The sequence below is a fragment of the Bacillus sp. GS3m_15504 genome (assembly GCF_055825275.1).
The window spans coordinates 1-274 of sequence record NZ_JBVVNL010000035.1 but is presented as its reverse complement, the minus strand read 5'-3'; the positions used below and the strand labels follow the sequence as shown (position 1 = coordinate 274).

The window sequence follows — 274 nt, the reverse complement described above, 5'->3', positions numbered from 1 at the left end:
CCTACTCTCACAGGGACAAGGTCCCAACTACCATCGGCGCTAGAGAGCTTAACTTCCGTGTTCGGTATGGGAACGGGTGTGGCCTCTCTGCCATCATTACCAGACTGTATTCATTTAAGACAAGAATTATTGTAACTTATTTAACTCTGAAAGTCAACAAGTTTTTTATATTCTTTCAAAACTAGATAACATTGCTTCATATTATATGGTTAAGTCCTCGATCTATTAGTATTCGTCAGCTCCACATGTCACCATGCTTCCACCTCGAACCTAT

The 274-nt window shown here is 40.5% G+C and carries 1 rRNA gene; it reads right to left on the bottom strand.

The annotated features are described in order from the left end of the window. Window positions 1-104 (bottom strand): 5S ribosomal RNA (gene rrf / locus AC0L0O_RS30070); the annotation flags it as partial. Window positions 105-274 lie beyond the last annotated feature (170 nt).